This is a genomic window from Streptomyces viridochromogenes DSM 40736 (assembly GCF_000158955.1).
GTDB lineage: Bacteria > Actinomycetota > Actinomycetes > Streptomycetales > Streptomycetaceae > Streptomyces > Streptomyces venetus.
In genome coordinates, this window is the sequence record NZ_GG657757.1 from 2030079 (window position 1) to 2051088 (window position 21010).

Annotated in this window: 18 protein-coding genes and 2 pseudogenes; 9 read left to right on the forward strand and 11 right to left on the reverse strand. The window is 70.7% G+C overall.

The features are described from left to right. Positions 1 to 485: pseudogene (locus tag SSQG_RS08885) on the reverse strand (hypothetical protein); the annotation flags it as partial. Next, positions 482 to 1423, reverse strand: a complete 942-nt coding sequence (locus SSQG_RS08890) for a 5-dehydro-4-deoxyglucarate dehydratase (RefSeq protein ID WP_003989400.1) — start codon at positions 1421 to 1423, stop codon at positions 482 to 484. The pseudogene SSQG_RS08885 and the gene SSQG_RS08890, both read right to left, overlap by 4 nt. A 223-nt stretch (positions 1424 to 1646) precedes the next feature. Here SSQG_RS08890 and SSQG_RS08895 point away from each other — a divergent pair, with 223 nt between their 5' ends. The 8 genes and pseudogenes from SSQG_RS08895 (at position 1647) to SSQG_RS08930 (ending at position 9539) form a co-directional block, all read left to right on the forward strand. Then, positions 1647 to 2456, forward strand: a complete 810-nt coding sequence (locus SSQG_RS08895) for an NAD-dependent epimerase/dehydratase family protein (protein WP_003989401.1) — start codon at positions 1647 to 1649, stop codon at positions 2454 to 2456. A 312-nt stretch (positions 2457 to 2768) separates the two neighbouring features. Continuing rightward, a complete protein-coding gene (locus tag SSQG_RS08900; protein WP_039934894.1) occupies positions 2769 to 3536 on the forward strand; it encodes a DeoR/GlpR family DNA-binding transcription regulator in 768 nt (255 codons plus the stop codon). A gap of 110 nt (positions 3537 to 3646) precedes the next feature. After that, the gene (locus tag SSQG_RS08905) at positions 3647 to 5020 is read left to right on the forward strand and encodes an ABC transporter substrate-binding protein (protein ID WP_003989403.1); all 1374 of its coding nucleotides are present in this window, start codon (positions 3647 to 3649) and stop codon (positions 5018 to 5020) included. Continuing rightward, complete coding sequence (locus SSQG_RS08910) at positions 5017 to 5955, forward strand: carbohydrate ABC transporter permease (protein ID WP_003989404.1); 939 nt, start codon at positions 5017 to 5019, stop codon at positions 5953 to 5955. The genes SSQG_RS08905 and SSQG_RS08910 overlap by 4 nt, the downstream gene beginning before the upstream one ends. Beyond that, on the forward strand, positions 5952 to 6803 hold the full coding sequence (locus SSQG_RS08915) for a carbohydrate ABC transporter permease (protein WP_003989405.1): 852 nt from the start codon (positions 5952 to 5954) through the stop codon (positions 6801 to 6803). Before SSQG_RS08910 ends, SSQG_RS08915 begins: the two co-directional genes overlap by 4 nt. Further along, entirely contained in the window at positions 6800 to 7789 is a 990-nt protein-coding gene (locus SSQG_RS08920; protein WP_003989406.1) for a zinc-dependent alcohol dehydrogenase family protein, read from the forward strand. Before SSQG_RS08915 ends, SSQG_RS08920 begins: the two co-directional genes overlap by 4 nt. Positions 7790 to 8034: 245 nt before the next feature. After that, positions 8035 to 8256 (forward strand): hypothetical protein, encoded by a 222-nt coding sequence (locus SSQG_RS08925; RefSeq protein ID WP_039932184.1) that lies wholly within the window; start codon positions 8035 to 8037, stop codon positions 8254 to 8256. 64 nt (positions 8257 to 8320) lie between these two features. Next, positions 8321 to 9539 (forward strand): annotated as a pseudogene (locus SSQG_RS08930) (TerD family protein). Between the two features lie 125 nt (positions 9540 to 9664). On the opposite strand, the gene SSQG_RS08935 reads toward SSQG_RS08930, so the two are convergent. The 8 genes from SSQG_RS08935 to SSQG_RS08970 form a co-directional block, all read right to left on the reverse strand. Continuing rightward, a complete protein-coding gene (locus SSQG_RS08935) occupies positions 9665 to 10240 on the reverse strand; it encodes a TetR/AcrR family transcriptional regulator (RefSeq protein ID WP_039932185.1) in 576 nt (191 codons plus the stop codon). 306 nt (positions 10241 to 10546) lie between these two features. Next, the gene (locus tag SSQG_RS08940) at positions 10547 to 11584 is read right to left on the reverse strand and encodes a LacI family DNA-binding transcriptional regulator (protein ID WP_003989410.1); all 1038 of its coding nucleotides are present in this window, start codon (positions 11582 to 11584) and stop codon (positions 10547 to 10549) included. A 57-nt stretch (positions 11585 to 11641) separates the two neighbouring features. Next, positions 11642 to 12046: a VOC family protein gene (locus tag SSQG_RS08945; RefSeq protein ID WP_003989411.1), complete on the reverse strand. Its 405-nt coding sequence runs from the start codon at positions 12044 to 12046 to the stop codon at positions 11642 to 11644. An 80-nt stretch (positions 12047 to 12126) separates the two neighbouring features. After that, entirely contained in the window at positions 12127 to 13143 is a 1017-nt protein-coding gene (locus SSQG_RS08950) for a 1-aminocyclopropane-1-carboxylate deaminase (RefSeq protein WP_003989412.1), read from the reverse strand. Between the two features lie 30 nt (positions 13144 to 13173). Next, complete coding sequence (locus tag SSQG_RS08955) at positions 13174 to 13815, reverse strand: GntR family transcriptional regulator (RefSeq protein WP_003989413.1); 642 nt, start codon at positions 13813 to 13815, stop codon at positions 13174 to 13176. Positions 13816 to 13909: 94 nt separating this feature from the next. After that, the gene (locus SSQG_RS08960; protein WP_158681020.1) at positions 13910 to 14905 is read right to left on the reverse strand and encodes an LAGLIDADG family homing endonuclease; all 996 of its coding nucleotides are present in this window, start codon (positions 14903 to 14905) and stop codon (positions 13910 to 13912) included. 360 nt (positions 14906 to 15265) lie between these two features. After that, positions 15266 to 16714 carry an alkaline phosphatase PhoX gene (locus SSQG_RS08965; protein ID WP_003989415.1) on the reverse strand — a complete coding sequence of 483 codons (1449 nt, stop codon included), beginning with the start codon at positions 16712 to 16714 and terminating at the stop codon, positions 15266 to 15268. Positions 16715 to 16892: 178 nt separating this feature from the next. Continuing rightward, a complete protein-coding gene (locus tag SSQG_RS08970; protein WP_003989416.1) occupies positions 16893 to 18320 on the reverse strand; it encodes a hypothetical protein in 1428 nt (475 codons plus the stop codon). Between the two features lie 304 nt (positions 18321 to 18624). On the opposite strand from SSQG_RS08970, the gene SSQG_RS08975 reads away from it, so the two are divergent. Then, positions 18625 to 20454: an endonuclease/exonuclease/phosphatase family protein gene (locus SSQG_RS08975; protein ID WP_003989417.1), complete on the forward strand. Its 1830-nt coding sequence runs from the start codon at positions 18625 to 18627 to the stop codon at positions 20452 to 20454. 43 nt (positions 20455 to 20497) lie between these two features. Here the strand turns inward: SSQG_RS08975 and SSQG_RS08980 are convergent. Beyond that, the coding region (locus SSQG_RS08980) for an antibiotic biosynthesis monooxygenase (RefSeq protein WP_078506831.1) at positions 20498 to 21010 on the reverse strand (513 nt) is incomplete at its 5' end.

Below are 21010 nucleotides of genomic sequence, written 5' to 3' on the forward strand. Positions count from 1 at the left end.
GCTCCGTGCCGCGCGCCCCGTGGCCGGACGGCCGCCTCCGCCGCCAGATCGATCAGGTACGCGCGCGTGGCCGGCTGGGCGATGCACGGCGCCCAGGGGTAGCGGTCGCCGTAGGCGTTGACGACCGAGGTGCCGGGGTGCTCGGCGCCCAGGCGGGAGTTGTGCGCGAGGACGACCCAGGTGTGCACCTCGAGACCGGCGTCCGTGAGCGCGGCGGCGGCCTCGCCGAAGGCGTCCCCGGGGGCCCAGCCGCCGGCCTGGTAGGGGCGCAGCTCCCGCCCGTCCCAGCGGTCGCCCGCCGGGTACAGCACGGCGGCGTGCTCGGCGGTGACGATGCGGTGGCGGGGGTGGCGGGGCGTGAGCGCGCGGGTGGAGTGGTAGGCGGCGGCGAGGGTCACCTGGTCCACGCCCAGCCCGGCGATCCGCGCGGGCGCCTCCGGGTCCCCGTTGACGTCCCAGGGGTAGACGAATGCCGACGCCTTCACTTGGCCTCCTCCAGCAGCGCGTAGCCGCGTTCGATCAGTTCGGCGAGCTGCTTGAGATGATCCCCGGTCGGCTCGTGCAGCGGGGGCCGCACCTCCCCCACGTCGAGGCCGCGCAGCCGTACACCGGCCTTGACGAGGGCGACGGCGTAGCCGCGGCCCTGGGCGCGCAGTTCGACGAAGGGGCGGAAGAAGCCGTCGAGCAGCTTCTCCACCATCGGCTCGTCGCCGGTCCGCAGGGCCAGGTGGAAGGCGAGGGCGAGCTCGGGCGCGAAGCAGAACACGGCGGAGGAGTAGAGCGTGACGCCGAGGGCGCGGTAGGCGAGCTGGGTCTGCTCGGCGGTCGGCAGGCCGTTGAAGTAGAGGAAGTCCCCGGGGCTCGCGGAGCGTACGGCGCTGACGATCCGCTGCATGAGGTCGAGGTCGCCGAGCCCGTCCTTGAGGCCGATGATCCCGTCCGTGCGGGCCAGTTCGACGACGGTCTCCGGTGTGAAGACAGCGTTGTCGCGCTGGTAGACGACGACGGGCAGGGAGGTCGCCGCGGCCACCTCCCGGTAGTGCCGCAGCAGCCCCTCCTGCCCGGCGACGACGAGGTAGGGCGGCATGGCGAGCAGACCGTCCGCCCCGGCCGCCTCGGCGAGGCGGGCGTAGCGCACGGCGAGCGCGGTGCCGTACCCGGCGCCCGCGACGACCGGCACCCGGCCCTCGGCCGCCTCGACGGCCACCCGGACGCAGCTCTCGAACTCCTCTGGCGTGAGCGCGTGGAACTCGCCGGTGCCGCAGCAGGCGAACACGGCGGCGGCCCCGGCCTCGACCCCGCGGCGCACATGCGTGCGATAGGTGTCCAGGTCCACGGAGCCGTCGGGTCCGTAGGCGGTGACCGGGAAGAACAGCGGTCCGCTGGGGATGCCGAGTCGGGCGGCGAGAGGGGCTGACGTCACAAGCTCTCCCGGTTCCATATTCATGATTGCCGTCTATATTTCTGAACAATCCCACGCTAAGGCGCCGCCTCGGCGCCGGTCAAGCGCGCGAACCCGCGACATACCAGCGAATTCGCCACCTCCACGACACACTTGACGTGCTCCACCCCGCCTCCTTAGCGTGTCCACGCATATGAATGGCGTGCGCTCATGTGCACAATGGCCGATTCAAGGAGAACCGAGGATGCCCGCTCCCCGCACCGTTCTGCTCACCGGCGCCGCCGGGGGCCTCGGCACCCTGATGCGGGACCTGCTCCCGGACTACGGCTATGAGCTGCGCCTGCTCGATCTGCGCCCCATCGAGGGCGCGCCGGACGCGATCGTCGCCGACCTCGCCGACCAGGAGGCCCTGCGCGAGGCGGTCCGGGGCGTCGACGCGATCATCCACCTCGCGGGCATCTCCCTGGAAGCCCCCTTCGAGAAGATCGTCAAGGCGAACATCGAGGGCACCTACCACCTCTACGAGGCCGCCCGCGAGGAGGGCGTCGGCCGGATCGTCTTCGCCTCCTCCAACCACGCCGTCGGCTACACCCCGCGCCCGCGAGGCGACGACCCCCTCATCCCGATCGACACCCCGCGCCGCCCGGACACCTTCTACGGCCTGTCCAAGTGCTTCGGCGAGGACCTGGCCCAGCTCTACTGGGACAAGCACGGCCTGGAGACGGTCTCGGTGCGGATCGGCTCCTGCTTCCCGGAGCCGACCAGCGTGCGGATGCTCTCGGTGTGGATGAGCCCCGCCGACGGCGCCCGGCTCTTCCACGCTGCCCTGACCGCCGAGCACGTCGGCCACACGGTCGTGCACGGCTCCTCCGCCAACACCCGCCTGTGGTGGGACCTGACCTCGGCGCGGGCGCTCGGCTACGACCCCCAGGACGACTCCGAGCCCTTCGCCGGGAAACTCATCGCCGAGCAGGGCGAACTGCAGGACGGCAACGAGGCGCACGCCTACCTCGGCGGCCAGTTCGTGACGGACCCGCCGATCTGGCCGTACTGACCGGAACAAGTCGTCGCGTACAGGCGGGCGGGCAGAGAACGGGCCCGCCCGCTCGGGCATTCGGGCACGGCTCGCACACAGTCGGGCAGCGTCGCCAGGGACGCGGGGAACCCCGCGACCAGCCACAACGCACCCGTGGAGGGCCACGACCCGCCCGCGGCACACCGCGCATGTCCGGGACCGAACGGGCACACACGGGCAGGATCGCGCCCGCAACAGACCTGGCCACCGTCGAGGACCCGCTGTAGAACTTCCCCCATGGCCCGACCGAGGGCCCGAACGGGCAGCACAGCAGGGAGGCGGGTGACGGCCATGAACAGAACCGCGGAAGAACGTCAGCGCGAGATCGTGCTGGCCGCCCGGCGCGACGGCGCGGTCGACGTCACCGCCCTCGCCTCCGAACTCGGCGTGGCCAAGGAGACCGTCCGGCGGGATCTGCGCGTCCTGGAGGACCACGGCCTGCTCCGCCGCACCCATGGCGGCGCCTACCCCGTGGAGAGCGCCGGGTTCGAGACGACGCTCGCCTTCCGCGCCACCAGCCACGTCCCCGAGAAGCGGCGCATCGCCACCGCCGCCGCCGAACTGCTCGGCGACGCCGAGACCGTCTTCGTCGACGAGGGCTTCACCCCGCAGCTCATCGCCGAAGCACTCCCCCGGGACCGGCCGCTGACCGTGGTCACCGCGTCCCTGCCGGTCGCGGGCGCCCTGGCCGAGACCGACACCGTGTCCGTCCTGCTGCTGGGCGGCCGGGTCCGCTCCGGCACCCTCGCCACCGTCGACCACTGGACGACCAAGATGCTGGCCGGCTTCGTCGTCGACCTGGCGTTCATCGGCGCCAACGGCATCTCCCGCGAACACGGCCTCACCACCCCCGACCCGGCCGTCAGCGAGGTCAAGACACAGGCGATCCGGGCCGCCCGCCGCACGGTGTTCGCCGGCGTGCACACCAAGTTCGGAGCGGTCAGTTTCTGCCGGTTCGCCGAGGTCGGCGCGCTGGAGACGATCGTGACGAGCACCCTGCTGCCGGCGGCCGAGGCCCACCGCTACTCACTGCTCGGACCACAGGTCATCCGCGTCTGACCCACCGAACCCCATGTCCCCCCAGGGCACAGCCACGCCCCGCGATGCCCTTTATCTCCCCGTACATCCTCTACTCATACCCCCTCTCCCCATATCTCCAGGAGCGATCCATGCGAACCCAGAGCCGACGACGGCCACCGCGAGCCACGCTCGCCATGGCCGCCGCAGGGACGCTGCTCGCCCCGCTGCTCTCCGGCTGCTGGGTCGGCGCGGGCGGGGCCGGATCCGGCGGCGACGCCATCAACGTCCTGATGGTCAACAACCCCCAGATGGTCGAGCTGCAGAAGCTGACCCGCGCCCACTTCACCAAGGAGACGGGCATCAAGGTCAACTTCACCGTGCTGCCCGAGAACGACGTCCGCGACAAGATCAGCCAGGACTTCGCCAACCAGGCCGGCCAGTACGACGTCGCCACGCTGTCCAACTACGAGATACCGATCTACGCCCGCAACGGCTGGCTGCACGAGATGAACTCGTACGTCACCAAGGATCCGGCCTATGACGAGCAGGACGTCCTGGGGCCGATGCGCCAGTCCCTCTCCGGGGACGACGGCAAGCTCTACGGCCAGCCCTTCTACGGCGAGTCCTCGTTCCTGATGTACCGCAAGGATGTGTTCGAGAAGAAGGGCCTGACCATGCCCGCGCACCCCACCTGGCAGCAGGTGGCGGACCTCGCGGCGAAGGCGGACGGCGCCGAACCCGGCATGAAGGGCATCTGCCTGCGCGGCCTGCCCGGCTGGGGCGAGGTGATGGCACCCCTGACCACGGTCGTGAACACCTTCGGCGGCACCTGGTTCGACAAGGACTGGAAGGCGCGGCTCGACTCCCCGGCCTTCGAGAAGGCGACGAAGTTCTACGTCGACCTGGTGCGCGAGCACGGCGAGTCCGGCGCCGCCCAGTCCGGCTTCGCCGAGTGCCTGAACAACATGACCCAGGGCAAGGTCGCCATGTGGTACGACGCCACGTCCGCGGCCGGATCCCTGGAGGCGGCGAACTCCCCCGTCAAGGGCAAGGTCGGCTACGCCCCCGCCCCGGTCGACAAGACCGAGTCCTCCGGCTGGCTCTACACCTGGGCCTGGGGCATCCAGAACGCCTCCCGCAACCCGGACGACGCCTGGAAGTTCGTCTCCTGGGCGTCCGGCAAGGGCTACGAGGAACTGGTCGGCGACAAGGCGGGCTGGTCCAACGTGCCGGCCGGCAAGCGGGCTTCGACCTACGCCAACGCCGACTACCGCAAGGAGGCCGCCGCCTTCCAGGAGATGACCAAGGAGGCCATCGAGGGGGCCCGGCCCGACGATCCCGGGGTGCAGCCCCGGCCCGCCCCCGGCATCCAGTTCGTCGGCATCCCCGAGTTCACCGACCTCGGCACCAAGGTCTCCCAGGAGATCAGCGCGGCCATCGCCGGACGCCAGTCCGTCGACTCGGCCCTGAAGAAGTCACAGGCGCTCGCCGAGAAGATCTCCGAGGAGTACGAGGGACGATGACAGCGACGACAACGGCCCCCGTGGCCACGCCCCCCGTGCCCGCGACACGTCCGCCCTCGGCCCGGCTGCGCGCCTGGGCCACCCGGGCCCCGCTGCTCCCCGCCCTGATCTTCATGATCGTCGTCACCCAGCTGCCGTTCGTGGCCACGCTGGTGATCTCCTTCTTCGACTGGAACTCCCTCTATCCCGACGCCCGGCACTTCACCGGCCTCGGCAACTACCAGGAGGTCCTCACCGACGCGGACCTGCGCCACTCGGTGTGGACGACCGTGCTGCTGACGGTCGCGGTCGTCCTGGCCAGCCTGGTGCTGGGACTGGTGCTCGCCCTGCTGCTGGACCGGAGGTTCCGGGGCCGCGGCTTCGTCCGCACCCTGCTGATCGCCCCGTTCCTCGTGGTCCCCGTGGCAGCGGCACTCCTCTGGAAGCATGTGCTCTACAACCCTGAGTACGGCCTCCTCAATGGGTTGTTGCACTATGTGGGCGGCCCACAGCCGGACTGGATCTCCAACACCCCGCTGCTCGCGGTCGAGGCGTCGCTCGTCTGGCAGTGGACGCCGTTCATGATGCTGATCCTGCTCGCCGGCCTGCAGAGCCGCGACCAGGAGCAGATCGAGGCCGCCCGGGTCGACGGCGCGAGCGACTGGCAGATCTTCGTCCACCTGACGCTCCCCCATCTGCGCCGCTACCTCGAACTGGGCGCTCTGCTGGGCTCGATCTACATCGTCCAGAACTTCGACGCGGTCTTCACGATCACGTCCGGCGGCCTGGGCACCGCAAACCTCCCCTACACCGTCTACCAGAGCTTCTACCAGGCCCACGAGAACGGCCTCGCCTCGGCCGCGGGCGTCCTGGTCGTCATCGGCTCGATCGTCATCGCGACCTTCGCCCTGCGCGTGGTGTCGTCCCTGTTCCGTGAGGAGGTGTCCCGCGCATGAGCACGACCGCACTGCGTGCCCGCCGGGTCCGAGGCAAGGGTGCGGGCCTGGGCCTGCTGGCCTGGCTGCTCGGCATCGCGTTCTTCCTGCCCATCGCGTGGATGGCCCTGACGTCCTTCCACTCGGAAGCGGACGCGGCGACCAACCCGCCGTCCTTCGCGGCGGCCCTGACCCTGGACGGCTACCGCGAGTTCTTCGGCGCGGGCGGCGGCGCGAGCCCCTGGCCCGCCCTGATCAACTCGACGGTCGCGTCCGTGGTGTCCACACTGCTCGTCCTCGCCCTGGCCCTGCCGGCCGCGTACGCGCTGTCGATCAACCGCGTCCGCAAGTGGACGGACGTGCTGTTCTTCTTCCTGTCGACGAAGATGCTGCCGGTCGTGGCGGGCCTGCTGCCGATCTACCTGTTCGCCAAGAACGCCGGGATGCTGGACAACATCTGGCTGCTGGTCATCCTCTACACCTCGATGAACCTGCCGATCGCGGTGTGGATGATGCAGTCGTTCCTCGCCGAGATCCCGGTCGCGGTGATCGAGGCGGCACGGGTGGACGGAGCCCGGCTGCCGACGGTCCTCACACGTGTGGTCGCCCCCATGGCCCTGCCCGGCATCGCGGCGACCGCCCTGATCTGCTTCATCTTCAGCTGGAACGAACTGCTCTTCGCACGGGTGCTGACCGGCGTCGTCGCCGAGACCGCCCCCGTCTTCCTGACCGGCTTCATCACCAGCCAGGGTCTGTTCCTGGCCAAGGTGTGCGCCGCGTCGCTCGTCATCTCCCTGCCGGTGCTCGCCGCGGGGTTCGCCGCCCAGGACAAGCTGGTCCAGGGCCTGTCGTTGGGAGCCGTGAAATGAAGGCCGCCGTCATCGAGTCCGTGGGCCGGGCCGTCGTCGCCGAGGTCCCCGACCCGACGCCAGGGCCGCGTGAGGTCGTCGTGGAGGTCGCGGCCTGCGGGCTGTGCGGCACCGACCTGCACATCCTGCAGGGCGAGTTCGCCCCGAAGCTGCCGATCGTGCCCGGGCACGAGTTCGCCGGCGAGGTCGTCGGGGTGGGCGCCCAGGTCACGGAGGTGTCGGTGGGTGACCGGGTCGCGGTGGACCCGTCCCTCTACTGCTACGAGTGCCGCTACTGCCGCACCGGCCACAACAACCTCTGCGAACGCTGGGCGGCGATCGGCGTCACGACGGCCGGCGGCGCGGCACAGTACGCGGTCGCCCCGGTGGCGAACTGCGTGAAGCTCCCGGAGCACGTCCGCACCGAGGACGCGGCGCTGGTGGAGCCGCTGTCCTGCGCGGTACGCGGCTACGACGTGCTCCAGTCCCGCCTCGGCGCCCATGTCCTGATCTATGGCTCGGGCACGATGGGCCTGATGATGCTGGAGCTGGCCAAGCGCACGGGCGCGGCGAGCGTGGACGTCGTCGACGTGAACTCCGCCCGCCTGGAGACCGCCCGCCGCCTCGGCGTCTCGGCGTCGGCGGCGAACCCGGACGACCTCGACCGCCCGCAGGGCTGGGACCTGGTCGTCGACGCCACCGGCAACGCGGCGGCGATCCAGGACGGCCTGGACCGGGTGGCGAAGGCGGGCACGTTCCTGCAGTTCGGCGTGGCCGACTACGCGACGCGCGTGACGATCGACCCGTACCGCATCTACAACCAGGAGATCACCATCACGGGCTCGATGGCGGTGCTGCACAGCTTCGAACGGGCGGCGGAACTCTTCGCGACCGGCGTCCTGGACCCGGACGTCTTCATCAGCGACCGCATCCCGCTGGAGCGGTACCCGCAGGCCCTGGAGCAGTTCGCGGCCGGGGTGGGCCGGAAGATCGTGGTGGTGCCGTAGGGAGCCGGACGGACCACACACGTGTGGGGTGCGGCCCCCCCCTCACGCCGCACCCCACACCTCCCCCGCGTCCCCCGTGTCACAGCGGTTGCGCAAGATCCTTCTCCGCCAGTCTTGTGCAGCCGCGCCGCCGGGGGAACCTCCGCCCGATGCCGATGTCCGACGGATTGATAGCGGAACGCCTATCAACCGGGCGCGGGCGAAAATCGCTGGGGCGTCCGCCTCCCGTCCCCTACCCTCGCGGAATGCCGCGCCCCCATGGATTCAGCTACGAGCAGCACACCGGCGGGACCGTCCGCATCAGCCACCACGGCCGCCTCGCCACCACGCTGAACGGCCCTCGGGCCGCGCGCTTCCTCGCCGAGGTCGAGGCCTGCGACCCCCAGCTCGTCATGGCCCGCTGGACCGGCAACTACAAGCGGGGCAACGAACGCACGGCGCGCGATCACCCCCGCAATCGGCGCTGACCCGATTGGGCGCAGGGTAAGGGAACGGTAAAACCGCCTCGCTCGTTCACGGGGCATGACAGCTATGACCCCCGGCTCGAACATCCCCCTGTCCGCCGCCCGCGTGACGGTGGACGTCGCCGCCCCCGTGCGGCTCGACGTATCGGGCCTGCTGCTCACCGCCGACGGCAAGGTGCGCTCCGACGACGACTTCATCTTCTACAACCAGCCGTCGAGCGGTACCCGCAGGCCCTGGAGCAGTTCGCGGCCGGGGTGGGCCGGAAGATCGTGGTGGTGCCGTAGGGAGCCGGACGGACCGCATCGAGAAGATCGTCGTGACGGCGAGCCCGGACGCCGCGGGCCAGACCTTCCAGGGCATCGAACCGACGGCCACCGTCCGCAACGCGGACGACAACTCCGTCCTGGCCACGTTCACGCCCCCGCAGCTCGGCGCCGAGACGGCCCTGGTCATCGTCGAGATCTACCGGCGCAACGGCCAGTGGAAGGCCCGTGCCGTCGGCCAGGGATACGCCAACGGACTCGCGGGCATCGCCACGGACTTCGGCGTCACCGTGGAGGAGCCGGCCGCCCCGGCCCAGCCGGTGCCGCCCGCCCAGCCGGTGACCCCGCCGCCGCCCCCGGCGCAGCCGCCGACGGCCGCCCCGGCCCCGCACGTCTCCGCAGTCGCGGCTCCGGACACGCCTCCGCCGCCCGCGCTCGGCGCCGGGAAGATCAACCTCGACAAGGGCCGCGTCAGCCTCCAGAAGAACCAGACGGTCTCCCTCGTCAAGGGCGGCCGCCCCCTGCTCTCCCAGGTCCGGATGGGCCTCGGCTGGGAGCCGGCGTACCGCGGCAAGGACATCGACCTGGACGCCTCGGTCATCGCCTACGGGCCGCAGCGCAACCACATCGACAGCTGCTACTTCGGCAAGCTCCAGATCGTGGGCGGCGCGATCCGGCACTCCGGCGACAACCTCACGGGCGAGGGCGGCGGGGACGACGAGGTCATCACGGTCGACCTCGGCCGCCTCCCCCAGGAGGTCACGGGCCTGGTCTTCACGGTCAACTCCTTCTCCGGCCAGAAGTTCACGGAGGTCGCCAAGGCGTACTGCCGCCTCCTGGACGGCACGACGGGCGAGGAACTGGTCCGCTTCGACCTCACGAGCGCGGAGCCTCAGACGGGCGTGATGATGGCCAAGCTGATCCGCCAGTTCTCCGGCGAGTGGGAGATGACGGCCATGGGCGACTTCGTGAAGTCCCGCACGGTGAGAGGAATGGTGAAGCCGGCGGCCCAGTCGCTGTGACACGCCGGTTCCCCGCGCCCCCTGAGGGGCGCGGGGAACCGCGCGACAAGCCACACACCCGCCGCACCCGAGGAACCAACCGCACCCCTACGGCGCGTGGACCCGCGACCGACCTCCCGGTCGTCTCACGATCCCCGCGGTTCCAACCCCTCCGTCAGCAACGTCAGATACCGCCGGATGTGCCCGCACTCCGCGTCCGCCAGCTCCGCCGCCGCCGCGACACCATGGGCCAGCCGCAGGACGTCGATCGGCTCGACGTCGCGCCGTAGCGCGCCTTCCTCCTGAGCCGCACGGACCAGTCGCCCCGCCGCGCCCTTCACCGAGTCGCCGCAGGCCGTTCCCAGAGGGGAACCGGTGTCCGCGACCGCCGGGCCCAGCAGGGCCCGCAAGCCGCGCATCCGGATCAGCCCGGCACCGAGTTCGTACAGCCACTCGACCAGCGCCTCGCCCGGCGGGAGTTCGGCCGCGAGCTCGTCCGCCCGGCCCGCGATCGCCTCGATCCGGTCGAGGTACGCGGCCTCCAGCAGCGCGTGCCGCGTCGGGAAGTGCCGGTACAGCGTGCCGGAGCCGACCCCGGCACGCTTGGCGATGTCGTCGAGCGACGCCCCTTCCCCGTGCTCGGCGAAGGCCTCCACGGCGACCTTCAGCAGCCGCTCGTAGTTGCGCCGAGCGTCCGCCCGCATGGGCCTGGCCTGCGCCACGGGTGCACTCCTCACGAACCATGGGGCCCACCCCGGAACCGGGGACTCTCTGCGCACCCTACCGAGAACCGCCGAGGGCGGCCCGTGCGCTCGGCCTCGGGCCGCCTCACCTCTTTACGTCACCAGCAGCATCCCGAGGAGGAACGCCCGAAAACCGGTGTCAAGGGAACCGCACGGCCGATCTGCCGGGCCCGGCGCCGACGGAGGTCAGGCGGACGGCGGGCGGACGGCGGGCGGACGGCGGGCGGACGGCACGCGGACGGCACGCGGAAGCAAGGCGGACGTCGGGCGGGCGTCGGGCGGACGTCAGGCCGAGGCACGCACCACGAGTTCGGGCACCACCCAGGCGTCCGCGCCCCGCAGCGGCTCCTCACCCGCGCGCAGCCGGGCCACCTGCTCCACGGCCAGCCGCCCGAGTCGGCGCTTGTCGATGTGCAGGGTGGTCAGGGCGGGGTCCACCAGCTCGCCCAGGGAGAGGCCGTCGAAACCGAGGACGGCCAGGTCGTCCGGGACGCTCCGGCCGCGGCGGCGGGCGGTGCGCATCGCCCCGACCGCGATCAGGTCGTTGAATCCGAAGACGGCGGTGATCTCCGGGCGTGCGGCCAGCAGCCGTTCCATGCCCGCCTCGCCGCCCGCCACACTGTGCTCGGGACACACCACGACCCAGTCCTCGTCGGCCGGCAACCCGAGCCGGCGAGCCTGGTCCAGGAAGGCCTGCCGGCGGGGGCCGGGGCTGTGCACGCCGTCCAGCATGCCGATGTGGCGGTGCCCCGTGCGGAACAGATGGTGCATGCCCTGTTCGACGCCGGTGGCGGCGTCGATGCCGACGGCCGCGAACCGGGTCTGCTGTGGTCCGCGCTCCAGCAGCACCAGGGGGACGCCGCCGAGGTGCCGGGTGAGGACGTCGTCCGGGTCCTTGAAGTAGCCCACGACCGCGTCGGCCTGGTGGGAGAGCACGTCGAGCGCCTGTCGCTCCCTGGTTTCGTCCATCCGGGAGTCCCACACGACGACCTGCCAGCCGCGCTGCTCGGTCGCCTCCAGCACCCCGGCCGCCACCTCGGGGAAGAACGGGTTCCGCAGGTCCGGAATGACCAGGCCCGCCGTCACCGTCCCCTTCTGGACGAGTCCGCGCGCGAACCGGCTGGGCCGGTAGTCCAGGAGCCGCGCGGCCTCCAGGACCCGCTCCTTGGTGCCCGGGTCGATCTCACCCTTGTCGTTGACCGCCCGGGAGACCGTCTGGCGTGACACCCCGGCCAGTCGTGCGACGTCGTGGATCGTGGCCCGGCGCCGGGCACTCTCGGGCCGGTCGGCACCCGGCTCCGCCCGCTGATTGTCCGTCCGCACGCGCAGCACTGTATCCGGCGGCACCGGGGCCCGGTACGGGCTGCCGGGCGGCGACCCTCAGTCGTCCAGTTCGGTGAAGAGCGTCAGCTGAAGGGCGCCCGGGGCCTCGAGCCGGGAGTTCAGGGAGTTCCAGGGGGTGCGCGTCGGCTCGGCGACCACCTCTGCCCCGGCGGCGGCCAGCTGCGCCGTGACGGCGACGGAGTCGTCCACCTGGAAGGCGACCCTGATGGGTCCGGCCACCCGCCGTCCCACCTCGACCTCGTCGATGAAGGCGGCGTGCTTGGGGTCGGTCAGCTCCAGGGTGGCCCGCCCGGCGTCGAGGATCGTGACCCGTCCGCCGTCCGAGGCGAACGCGGCCTGCTCGGTCAGTCCGAGCACGTCCCGGTAGAAGTGCAGCGCGGCGTCGTAGTCCTCCGCCGTCACCACCAGGCGGAGTTCACGGACGGCCGGTTCCTCGGGCATGGCGGCTCCTCAAGATCTCAGGTATCCGCTCACAACCCGCCGTCCGGCCGATTGATTCCACCAACCGGGGCGCAGGGAGGTCAGAACAGCGCGCTGTACGCGTTCAGGGCGGGCTGTCCGCCCAGGTGGGCGTAGAGGACGGTGGAGTCGCGGCCGATCTCGCCCCGGGACACCAGGTCGATCAGCCCGGCCATGGACTTCCCCTCGTACACGGGGTCGGTGACCATCCCCTCGGTACGGGCCGCGAGCCGCATCGCCGCGAGCGTGGTCTCGTCGGGGATGCCGTACGTGCCCCCGTGGTACCGCTCGTCGAGTTCGACGTCGGCCTCGGCCAACTCCCGCTGGACGCCGATGAGCTGCCCCGTGTTCCGTGCGATCCGGGCGATCTGCGTACGGGTGGCGGCGGGCTTCGCCGAGGCGTCGATGCCGAGCACGCGCCGGGGCCGTCCGCCCGCCTCCTCCAGCGCGGCGAACCCGGCGACCATGCCGGCCTGGGTGGAGCCGGTCACCGAGCACACGACCACGGTGTCGAAGAAGACGCCCGCCGCCCGCTCCTGCTCGGCGACCTCGTACGCCCACCCGGCGAAACCCAGGCCGCCGAGTGGATGGTCGGAGGCTCCGGCCGGGATGGCGTAGGGCTTGCCGCCGGCCTCCTCGACGTCTCTGAGCGCCTGTTCCCAGCTCTCCTTGAACCCGATGCCGAACCCGGCCTTCACCAGCCGTACGTCGGCCCCTGCGAGCCGGCTGACCAGGATGTTGCCGACCTTGTCGTACACGGCGTCCGGCCAGTCCACCCAACTCTCCTGCACGAGCACGCAACTGAGGCCGGCCCGGGCGGCCACGGCCGCGACCTGGCGGGTGTGGTTGGACTGCACCCCGCCGATCGACACGAGCGTGTCGCAGCCCTGGGCGAGCGCGTCGGCGACCAGGTACTCCAGCTTGCGGGTCTTGTTCCCGCCGTACGCGACACCGGAGTTGCAGTCCTCGCGCTTGGCCCAGAGGGAGGCACCGCCGAGGTGCGCGGTCAGCCGCTCCAGGGGGTGGACGGGCGAGGACCCGAAGAGCAGGGGGAAACGCTCGTACGAGGAAAGGGACACGGGTCCTCCCGGGGTGGGTCTCGGTCGGTCTCAGTCGGCGAGCTCTTCGAGCCCCCGCCAGATCTCCGCGGTGACGCGGACCGCCTCGGCCACGTCACCGGCCGCACAGGCATCGATCAGCCGGTCGTGCAGCCCGGCGGATCGGCAGCTGCCGCCCTCGCCGAAGCGCCGTCGCTCCAGGCGGCGGATGAGCGGGGTGTAGCGGGCGACGGTCGCGGCGGCGGCGCGGTTGCCGCTCACCCGGACGAGGACCTCGTGCAGCGCGTCGTCGGCACGCAGCGCTCCGTCCACGTCGCCGGTGCCGACGGCGGCGGCGAACCGGTCGTTGGCGGAGCGCATCTCCTCGATGTCGGCGGCGTCCAGCCGGGGCACCGCGCCCCGGGTGGCGAGCTCGTGCATGGCGCCGACCACGGCGGCGGCGTCCCGGACGTCGGCGGCCACGAGCGGGGTCACCCGGGTGTAGCTCTGCGGCTTGCTCTCCAGCAGCCCCTCGTCCACGAGCCGGGAGAACGCCTCCCGCACCGGCGCCCGGGACAGCCCCAGCCGCTCCGCGAGCTCGGCGTCCCGCACCACCGCACCGGGTTCGATCTCCCCGGCCACGATGGCGTCCCGGATCGCCTCGTACGCACGGTCCCTGAGCAGGGTCCGGGGCACGGGCCGGATGGCCTCCATGAACTGAAATGTTAGATGTCAATATGCCTCACGAACAAGCCCCAGGGCTCACCCCGTGGCGAAACTGGGGAGATAGCCCGAACGGAGAAGGGCGTCAGTACCTGATCACCGGCTCTTGAGGACCGGTGTGATCTCCGGCCGCCGTCACGAGGCCATTGACTACGAACAGGCCAGAGGTACTGGCCATGACACCGTGCACGCGACGAATACCTACCGCCGCGATACTCTTCACGCGATCGAGTGCCACGGACTCGTCATAGCCGTGCATCTCACTGCGCGCGGGAGCGACATGTCCGACCGTGCGCACCAGTCGCTTCAGCCTGGACGCTTTGTACCCGATCCGAAGGTGCAGAAGCCCGGCAAGTCGAACGAGTGCGACAGCTCGGGAAATCTCAACGATCTGGATCGGCCGTCGACTCACGATGGCGTAGCCATTGACGGAACGCCCCTGCTCCTGCCGCCTCTTGTTCACCCGAACTCTATTGGCGACCCCCAACCGCAAGAGCGCATCGGACACCTGCATCGCAAGCAACGGCGATACTGTAGCGAACTCGGCGGAGCCATACTGCGTGCCCCGAGCATTGGTCCGCTCACGCACACAGCCATCAGTGTCCACCAGCCCCGAAAGGCATCCGATCCAGAAGTCCCGACTCAACTGCATATCAGGGAGTCGCTTTTCATGGCACCGCTGACCCCATACACCGAAGCGTCGCAGACAATCGGTGATGGGATTGCGCTGCCCGGCCTTGAACGGGAATCGCAGCCGGACGATGGATCCTTGCGGAATCTCACGCACACCGCATCCATGGTCCGCGGCAAAGTCACGCATGAAGCCGACGGCGCCATCCAACGGGTCACCATGGAACTCAGGGGTGCAGGACGTCATACCGCCGTCTCCCAGCATCGCGCCGATGAAGTACCCCTCTCGAGCCTGGCCCTCCACCCCGAAATGAGCAGCGGTCAATGGAAACGGTACGCGATCGCCCAAACTCAGAGCATCGGTCGGCTTGCATTCCCACGCCTGTCGCCCCACGCGCCTTTGCGTCACCCACTGCTGGTCAAGTGCGGCTTCGATAACGCGACCGGACACGAACCCGATTCTCAGCACCTCTCGCGGGATTCCCTCAAACCATGCATCCGGAGCCGTGGCGACGAGGTCACCGACCGAGTGATCCCGCGGACCTTGGTTCGCGCCGTACCCGTACCGGCCTCGTGTCCCACCTCTTACTGAAGGAAAGTACAGGAAGCCGCCTGGAAACCACTTCCTCGATCGCTCTTGCTGAGCCGTCGGGCAGCCACACCCGCGAGCCCGTCACAAAACCACCCTGCGGATCCGTTCCCACAGCCCACCCCGCATCGAATGACACCAGCGCGAGACGGAAACACTATTCCGATGCGGGGATGAGCTGGGCAAAACGAGTGAAGATCACTCGTTCGAGGGGCAGAAGCTTCAGCGGCGCTGGCGCTTCCAGGGCCCGCTGATGGCGAGCATGATGCCGGGGGTCTGGATATTGGCGTACAGAATCCTGCCGTCGGGAGAGAAGGTGACGCCGGTGAACTCGCTGTATTCCGGCTCCTGAGCGGTGCCGATGTTCAGTTCGTTGCGGGCGATCGGGTAGGTGCGGCCGCTGTCGGTGGCCCCGAACAGGTGCTGCACGCCTTCCCCGTCCTCGGCGATGACGAGGCCGCCGTACGGGGAGACGGTGATGTTGTCGGGGCCGTCGAAGGCGCCGTCCTCGGACGGGTCGGGGTTCACGCCGAGCAGCACCTTCAGCGTCAGCGTCCGGCGCTTGGGGTCGTAGAACCAGACCTGCCCGTCGTGCTGGACCGGGCTCTCCTCACGGGCGTACGAGGAGACGATGTAGGCGCCGCCGTCGCCCCACCACATGCCCTCGAGCTTGCGGGCGCGGGTGACCTCCCCGTCGCCGAACTGCTTGCGCACGGGGGTGGTGCGGGCGTCGCGGTCGGGTACGTCCACCCAGTCGACGCCGTAGACGGTGCCGATCTTCGTGGCGCGGGACAGGTCGTCGACGAACTTGCCGCCGGAGTCGAAGCACTTGGGCGCCTGGAGGACCCCGGCGTCGTCGGCCAGCTTGCGGAACTTCCCGTGGCCGTACTCGAAGCCCGTCGGCGGGGTCCAGCGGAAGAAGAGGCCGTTGGGGCCGGCGGCGTCCTCGGTGAGGTAGGCGTGGCCGCGCCTGGGGTCGATGACGACGGCCTCGTGGTCGTAGCGGCCGAAGAACTTCAGCGGCTTGGGGCTCCGGCCCGCGCGCCGGTCCACGGGGTCGACCTCGAAGACGTAGCCGTGGTCCTTGGTCATGCCGTTGACGCCGGCCTTGTCGGAGTTCTCCTCGCAGGTGAGCCAGGTGCCCCAGGGAGTGCGGCCGCCGGCGCAGTTGGTGGACGTACCGGCGATGCCGACCCACTCGGCGATCCGTCCGTCGGGGCGCACTTCGACGACCGTGCAGCCACCGGCGGCGGCCGGGTCGTAGACGAGGCCCTCGGTGAGCGGGACCGGGTACTTCCAGTTGGCGCGCGGGCCCTTCAGCTCGTGGTTGTTGACGAGCAGGGTGGTGCCGCGGGGGCCGTCGAAGGTGGCGGTGCCGTCGTGGTTGGACGGCGTGAACTCACCGGACTCCAGCTTGGTTCTGCCGCTGTAGGTGATGACCCGGTACTCGAATCCGGCGGGCAGGGCGAGGACGCCCTTCGGGTCGGACACGAGCGGCCCGTAGCCGACCCCGTGCCCCGCGTCCGCGGACGCCTCCTCCGTGCTGCCCTCGGTGTCGTAGGACGCGAGGGCGTTGGGTGCGGTGGCGAGGGCGCCGACACTGCCCGCCAGCGCGACACCGGCACCGGTGATCGCGGAATTCCTGGCGAAGTCCCTGCGGGTGAGCGACATGGTGTCTCCTGTGACGGTGGATTGCCGTGGAGGGTGGCGGACCTCGTTCGGCGAAACCGTCCCGCTCACATATGAACGCGAGTTGAACACCGCCCAAAGGGGCGCGGGACTGTTCTCATATGCGGCTCCGCCGCGTGGGCGCGACCAGCCGCAACGACGCGGCACCCGCCGGTAGGGCTCAGCCCCCCTGCTGCGACCGCGCCTTGAACGCGGCCTTCCGCGCCTCCTTGGCAACCTTCTTGTCCGGATGCAACCGCCCCATCGCCTCCAGCACATCGGCGGTCGCCGGATGATCGACCCGCCACACCGCGTCGAAGAACCCACTGTGCTGCTGAGCAAGCCCCTGCACCAGCGCCCGCAACTCCTCCGAGTTGCCCTCCGCGGCCAGCTGCGCGGCCACCGTGTCGATGGTCAGCCAGTACACCATCGCCTCGGACGGCGCCGGAACGTCCGCCGCGCCGTGCTCGGTCAGCCACACCCGCGCGAGGCCGCCCAGCTCGGCGTCGTCGAGCACCTCCCGCAAGGCGGGCTCGGCCGAAGCGCCGACGAGCGACAGGGCCTGCTGACACCGCAACCGCCGCAACGGCGCCCCGGCGTCGGAGCCCCGGGCCGCAGCCAGCAACTCCCGCGCCGCGGCGAGCGGCTCCCTCCGTTCCAGCCATCGCTCGGTCTCGGCCTGTGCCGCGCCCGGCGGGTACTGGGCCGTGCCGTCGAGCAGCGCGTCGGCCCCCTTGTCCGCGAGCTCGCCGACGGCCGGCGCCTCGAACCCGGCCTCCATCAGCCGGGCGCGCATGCCGTACAGCCCGAGCGGGGTGAGCCGGACCATGCCGTACCGGGAGACGTCGGTGTCCTCGACGGGTGCCGAGGGCTCCTCGTCGGCGTCGGCCATGAGCGCCTCGTCGACGGGCTGGTACTCCACGAGCCCCACCGGCTCCAGCGTCCGGAACTGGTCGTCCAGCCGCATCATCGCGTCGGACACCTGCTCCAGGACGTCGTTGGTGGGCTCCCCCATGTCGCTGGGCACGATCACCGAAGCGGCCAGCGCCGGCAGCGGCACCGGGGCGTCACCGGGCGTGTCCTCACCGGCGGTCAGCAGGTAGAGGTTGCCGAGCACGCCGTCGAGGAACTCGGCCTCGGCCTCCGGATCCCAGTCGAGGGCGGAGAGATCGATCTCGCCGCCCTCGTCCACGAGATCGGCGAGTCCCTCCAGGTCGGGCACGCTCGCGTCGGCGAGCACCGTCTCCAGCGCCGTGAGCCACACCGCGAGCACGTCGTGCGGCGAGCCGCCGGTGAGCAGCGCCAGATCCTCGCCCGCCCTGACGGTGCCCTCCTCCTCGTCGACGATCTCGACGAGCCCGGCGTCCACGGCCACCCGCCACGCCTCACTGGCGTCGGCGGCGGCATCGTCTCCGCTCAGGTCAAGTGCCTCGGCCGCCGCGGGGAGCTGCTCGTCGACGAGCCCGCCTCCCGCGTCGACCCGGGTCTCCGGCCCGGCCCAGCGGGCCAGCCGGGCGGCCCGGGACAGCACCGGCGTGGACAGCGCGTCGCGCGCCAGCTCCGCTTCGGGGTGCAGCCGCACCGGCGGCAGGGGGGAGCTGTCTGACATCGGCTGTTCTCCTAGGACGCCTCATACGACTCAGCCGCTCAGCCTAGACGGATTTACACCCATGCCGCCCACTTCATGTCCCCGTCAGCGTCTGTACATGGCCGAAACCTTGACAACTGCCCTGAGCAGGCAGGAGATTGACGCGCGTAGAAGTCGGCGGACACTTGTTCACCGGGTCAGCCCCACCACGTACCCCGTTCACCACTCTCTACGCGCGTCACACCGCCCGCCCCACAGGTAGCGGCCGCCAGCCACACGTTCCACCCTCGTCCCGGCGCCTGTCACGTCCCCGGAGGGAATCCCGTTGCCGAGCAAGTCGTCCGCGCGCCTCGCCGCGCTCACCGTCGCCGCCGCGTGCTCCGCGGCATCCACGATCGTCCTCACCGCCCCCGCGCACGCGGACTCGGTCCGCATCCACGATGTCCAGGGCAGCACCCGGATCTCCCCGTACGCCGGCAAGCAGGTCACCGACGTGCCCGGAATCGTCACGGGCATCCGGACCTACGGTTCGTCCCGCGGCTTCTGGATCCAGGACCCGAATCCGGACGCCGACGCCGCGACCAGCGAGGGCGTCTTCGTCTTCGTCGGCTCCACGCCGAAGGGCGTCGCCGTCGGTGACTCCGTCACGGTCGGCGGCACGGTCTCGGAGTACGTCCCCGGCGGCACCACCTCCGGCAACCAGTCCCTGACGGAGATCACCAAGCCGACGTTCACGGTCCTGTCCAGCGGCAACCCGCTCCCCGCGGCCACCACCGTCTCCGCGCGGTCGGTCCCCGCCGCCTACGCGCCGGCCGGCGCCACCGACGCGAACGGCTCGATCAACGCGCTCCCCCTGGAGCCCGCGAAGTACGCCCTGGACCACTACGAGTCGCTGGAGGGCATGACGGTCCGGGTCGCCGACACCCGCGTGGTCGGCGCCACCGACCCGTACACCGAGCTCTGGGTGACGGTGAAGCCGCACGAGAACCGCAACCGCCACGGCGGCACGGTCTACGGCTCCTACGACGCCCAGAACACCGGCCGCCTGCAGATCCAGTCCCTCGGCGCGACGGCGGACTTCCCCAAGGCGAACGTGGGCGACACCCTCACCGGCACCACCGCGGGCCCCCTGGACTACAACCAGTTCGGCGGCTACACCCTGGTCGCGAGCGAGCTCGGCACGCTGAAGAGCGCGGGCCTCGAGCGCGAGACGACCCGCAAGCAGCGCTCCTCCGAACTCGCGGTCGCCACCTACAACGTGGAGAACCTCGACCCCTCCGACGACACGTTCGCCGCGCACGCCGCCGCGATCGTGAACAACCTGAAGTCGCCGGACGTCGTGTCCCTGGAGGAGATCCAGGACAACAACGGCGCCACGAACGACGGCACGGTCGCCGCCGACAAGACCCTGACCAAGCTGATCGACGCGATCGTCGCGGCCGGCGGGCCGAAGTACGACTGGCGCTCGATCGACCCGGCGAACAACACCGACGGCGGCGAGCCCGGCGGCAACATCCGCCAGGCGTTCCTGTTCAACCCGGAGCGGGTCTCCTTCACGGACCGCGCGGGCGGCGACGCCACGACGGCCACCGCCGTCACGAAGATCCGCGGGAAGGCCCACCTCACCCTCAGCCCCGGCCGCGTCGCCCCCTCCGACGAGGCCTGGAAGAACAGCCGCAAGCCGCTGGCCGGTGAGTTCGTCTTCCGCGGCCGCACGGTCTTCGTGATCGCCAACCACTTCAACTCCAAGGGCGGCGACCAGGGCCTGACGTCCCAGTACCGGCCGCCGTCCCGCAGCTCCGAGACCCAGCGCCACCAACAGGCCACCCTGGTGAACGCCTTCGTCAAGGACATCCTCGACACCCAGAAGAACGCGGACGTCATCGCCCTGGGCGACATCAACGACTTCGAGTTCTCCCGCACCGCGCAGCTCCTCGAGGGCCGCGGCGAACTCTGGTCGGCGATCAAGTCGCTCCCCCGCAGCGAGCGTTACTCGTACACGTACCAGGGCAACAGCCAGGTGCTCGACCAGATCCTGATCAGCCCGTCGATCCGCCGCGACTGCGCCTTCGAGTACGACAGCGTGCACATCAACGCGGAGTTCAACGACCAGATCAGCGACCACGACCCGCAGGTCCTGCGCTTCCGCCCGTGACACCCACCCCCGGAGGCCGGCTGGACACCACCCCCAGCCGGCCTCACCCGGGCACGAGCCCCAGAGCATGCCGGTACCGGCTCCCGCTCGATCCCTTCACCCCCGGATACGTCCGCACCCGCTCCCACGCAGCAGTCACCGGCGCGGCCAAGGCCTCGTCATAGGCCCGGCCGCTCTCCCACTCGGCGTAGTTCAGCACGTGCCCGCCGTCGGTGCTCAGATGGAAGTGAGCGGAGATCAGCCCGGCGTCCCCCTCCGGATCGTCAGCCACGGCCTGGAGCACGAGATCGACCCACTCCGCCCGCCGCTCCCCGGCCTCGAAGTCGACCCGCACGGCCACGATCAGCCCCGGCACCCGCAGGTCCCCGACGGCCCGCTCCCGGCTCCGATACCGCCGGTACCGCCCGAGCCCGACCCGTTCTATCCCCGGCACGTGGGTGTCGATCTCGTCGACCCGCTCCTGCCGGTGAGTTTTGACGAAACCCTCGTAGCCCTGCTCGCTGCTCCACTGCGAGTAGTGCATCAGCGTGGTTCCGTCGTCCCCCGCGTAGACGTG